This is a genomic window from Streptomyces sp. SID3212, from assembly GCF_009865405.1.
GTDB lineage: Bacteria > Actinomycetota > Actinomycetes > Streptomycetales > Streptomycetaceae > Streptomyces.
In genome coordinates, this window is record NZ_WWJY01000771.1 from 1 (window position 1) to 2,992 (window position 2,992).

Below are 2,992 nucleotides of genomic sequence, written 5' to 3' on the forward strand. Positions count from 1 at the left end.
CGGGGCCGCAGTGGGACGTCACCGGGCCGGGCCGGACGAGGGGCGGGACGGGTGCGTCTGGCCTCGTCGAGCAGCGCGGTGAGACTGGCGCGGTGCCAGCGGATCTCGTCCGGATGGTCGGCCAGCAGCAGCGGGCGCACCGCCGCCAGCGCCGCCTCCGACTCGGAGCGGCCGTAGGCGAGGTCGGGCTGAAGCCTGCTCAGATACGCCCGCTCGCACGGATCGGCCACCAGCTCGGCCCGCTCCACCGGGTCCAGCACCGACCCGGTGATCGCCGCCCGCTCCCAGGGGTCCTCGCTCAGGTGGAGGAGGTGACCGATCCGCCGGCCGCGCCAGTTGCGCGGCCGCACGTCGTCGTCCGGGTCCCGTCCCGCGGTGAGCGTCCTGGGGAAGCGGCCGACCAGGAGGGTCTCCTCTCTGGCGGCGAACGCCACCAGTTCGTCGGCCAGATACAGCCACACCACCGCGCGATAGCGGTTGAGGTAGAACTTCACCGGCGTGAGGTATCCGGCTTTGGCGAGCCGCGTGAAGCGGCCGGGGCTGATGCCCATCAGCGCCGCCCCCTCGGCCGTGCCCACCGTCCGTACCCGCTCACGCAACACGTCCGGGAACCCGTCGGCGGCCCGCAGCCGCTCGATCTCCCGCCGCTCGACCTCGCGCCGGCCGACCGCCCGCCGCCCCGCGCCCGCCACGACCGTGGTGCGGACGTGTCCCAGCTGGGCGGCCAGCTCGAACTCGCCCCGCTTCAGTTCCAGCTCCCGCGCGGCCCGCCCGGCCGCCACGGTCTCCGCGGTCACTCCGTGCTTCTCGAACATCCTGATGTCCATGACGGTCCTCCCCCGTGAGCATTGCTTACTCTCGGTGACGACCGTAGCGCGATCCGCGCCCCTCCCGCTCAGCCTGTGGATAACTCTCGGCGAGAGGTCGGAGAGGCGGTCGGAGAGCGGGGCGGAGGGGGGTCAGAGACCGCTCAGCGTGGCGGTGCCCGGCTGCCTGGCGGCGACCCCGAGCCGTTCCCCGACCCGGTTGACGAGCAGCGTCATCTCGTACGCGACCTGCCCGACATCGGCTTCCGCCGTGGCCAGGACGCACAGACAGCTGCCCTCGCCGGCCGCCGTGACGACCATCAGCGCCTCGTCGAACTCGACCATCGTCTGCCGGGCCCCGCCCGCGCCGAAATGACGCCCCGATCCCCTCGCCAGGCTCTGCAACCCCGAGGAGACCGCCGCCAGATGCTCCGCGTCCTCACGCGCCAGACCTGAACTGGAGCCCGTCACCAGACCGTCGTTGGACAGCACCAGCGCGTGCCGTATGTGGTCCACCCGCTCGGTCAGATCGCTCAGCAGTCCGTCGAGTCCCTCGTCCAGCGGCATTACCGGTCCTCCGCGTTCCTGTGATCCCCGATGCCTGCTACGCCCGTAGCCTTCCTCACCCACCGCACGTGGGCAAGCGATCGGCACACCTCCGGGGCGTCGCCGCGCTCCCGCCGCCCCGGAGGCCGAAAATGCCGTCATGGCATCACACATGAGCAAGGACCAATGGCACGCGTTCGTCAGCGAGGGCACCCGGACCGCGAAGCTGTCCACCGTACGGGCCGACGGCAGCCCGCACATCGCCCCCGTCTGGTTCCTCCTGGACGGCGACGACCTGATCTTCAACACCGGGAAGGAGACGGTGAAGGGCCGCAACCTGCGGCGCGACAACCGGGTCGCGCTGTGCGTGGACGACGAGCGGCCGCCGTTCTCCTTCGTCCTGGTCGAGGGCCGGGCCGAACTCAGCGAGGACCCCGAGGAGGTGCTGGAGTGGGCGGTCCGCCTCGGCGCGCGGTACATGGGCGAGGAGCAGGCGCAGGCGGTCGGTGAGCGCAACTCGGGACCCGGGGAAGTGCTGGTACGGGTACGGGTCGACAAGGTCGTGAACGTGGCGGACATCGCGGGCTGACCTGAAGGACACTCACGCGAGCGGACCGGCGGTGTCCTCGTCCCGTCCCCGACGGAGCGAGGACACACTCCCGGCCGCCTGGAGCGTCGTCGGCGGCTGCCGCGTCCGGGTCGTGAACGCGGGGCCCTGTACGGCACAGGCCGCCGCGTGGCCCGGGAGCGTGGGCACGTCGACGACGGTCCAGCCGGCGGGCGGCGCCGCGCGCTCCGTCGTCCCGAGGTAGTCGGCGGCCAGGTCGCGCCCGAGGCCCGTACCGATGCCCTTGAGGTAGGCCTCCTTGCGGGTCCATACGCGGGTGAACCCGGCCGGCCGGTCCTCGGCGGGAAGTGCCGCCAGCTCGGCCTGTTCGGCGGGGTGGAGCGCGGCGGCGAGGTCGCCGACCGCGCGCCGCAGGGCCACCGGCTCGACATCGACGCCGATGGCCTCGGAGGCGACACCGATCATGACCACGTCGCCGCCGTGGGAGAGCGAGAAGTGCACCGGGAACGGCGGATCGGTCAGTACGGGCCTGCCGTGCGGGCCTCCGCAGCACGGGCAGGTGTCCCTGCCCAGCACGATCGCCTCCGGCGCGAGCCCCACACACGCCCCGAGCACGCGCCGGAGCGCGGTGTGCGCGACGCCGTACCGGATCCGGTCACGGCCGTGCACGAAGGCCCCCGCCCGCCGGCGTTCCTCGGCGTTCAGTACGGAGAGGTCGAGGGTGTCCTCGGCCTGCCGCGAGATGTCCAGCAGCCAGAGATCCACCACTCCCGGGCGCGGCGCGCCGGGCGGCCCGACGGACGGTGCTTCGCGGCGCTGGATCTCGGACAGGGCGGTCTCCCGGGACGTGCGGGTCGGTGGAACGACCAGCGTAACCGCATCGGCCGGACACCTGCGGCGCCCCGGCGCGCCGCTTGGGGGATCATGGGGGCATGGCCCACGACCACACGCATGTGCAGCAGTTCTTCGGCGCGAGGGCGGCGGAGTGGGACAGCCGCTTCCCCGACGACGGCCCCGCCTACGCTGCGGCCGTCGCGGACCTCGGGCCCCGCCCCGGCGGCGCCGTGCTGGA

Annotated in this window: 4 protein-coding genes and 1 pseudogene; 2 read left to right on the top strand and 3 right to left on the bottom strand. The window is 73.1% G+C overall.

Going from position 1 to position 2,992, the window contains the following annotated elements; translation table 11 throughout:
• Together GT042_RS23270 and GT042_RS23275 are read right to left on the bottom strand one after the other, a co-directional pair.
• Positions 1–827, bottom strand: an 827-nt coding sequence (locus GT042_RS23270; RefSeq protein WP_161310671.1) for a DUF6397 family protein, incomplete at its 3' end; no start/stop codon positions are given.
• A 132-nt stretch (positions 828–959) separates the two neighbouring features.
• A complete protein-coding gene (locus GT042_RS23275; RefSeq protein ID WP_161310672.1) occupies positions 960–1,373 on the bottom strand; it encodes a roadblock/LC7 domain-containing protein in 414 nt (137 codons plus the stop codon).
• A gap of 139 nt (positions 1,374–1,512) precedes the next feature.
• Between GT042_RS23275 and GT042_RS23280 the strand changes: the two genes are divergently transcribed.
• The gene (locus GT042_RS23280) at positions 1,513–1,941 is read left to right on the top strand and encodes a PPOX class F420-dependent oxidoreductase (RefSeq protein WP_161310673.1); all 429 of its coding nucleotides are present in this window, start codon (positions 1,513–1,515) and stop codon (positions 1,939–1,941) included.
• Between the two features lie 12 nt (positions 1,942–1,953).
• Here GT042_RS23280 and GT042_RS40155 read toward each other — a convergent pair whose 3' ends face one another.
• A complete protein-coding gene (locus GT042_RS40155) occupies positions 1,954–2,685 on the bottom strand; it encodes a 4'-phosphopantetheinyl transferase superfamily protein (RefSeq protein WP_161310674.1) in 732 nt (243 codons plus the stop codon).
• A gap of 167 nt (positions 2,686–2,852) precedes the next feature.
• On the opposite strand from GT042_RS40155, the pseudogene GT042_RS23290 reads away from it, so the two are divergent.
• Positions 2,853–2,992 (top strand): annotated as a pseudogene (locus GT042_RS23290) (SAM-dependent methyltransferase); the annotation flags it as partial.

What these genes read in the sequence shown, in the direction of transcription:
- GT042_RS23275 (WP_161310672.1), bottom strand. Translation starts at nt 1,373, where the DNA reads ATGCCGCTGGACGAGGGACTCGACGGACTGCTGAGCGATCTGACCGAG.
- GT042_RS23280 (WP_161310673.1), top strand. Translation starts at nt 1,513, where the DNA reads ATGGCATCACACATGAGCAAGGACCAATGGCACGCGTTCGTCAGCGAG.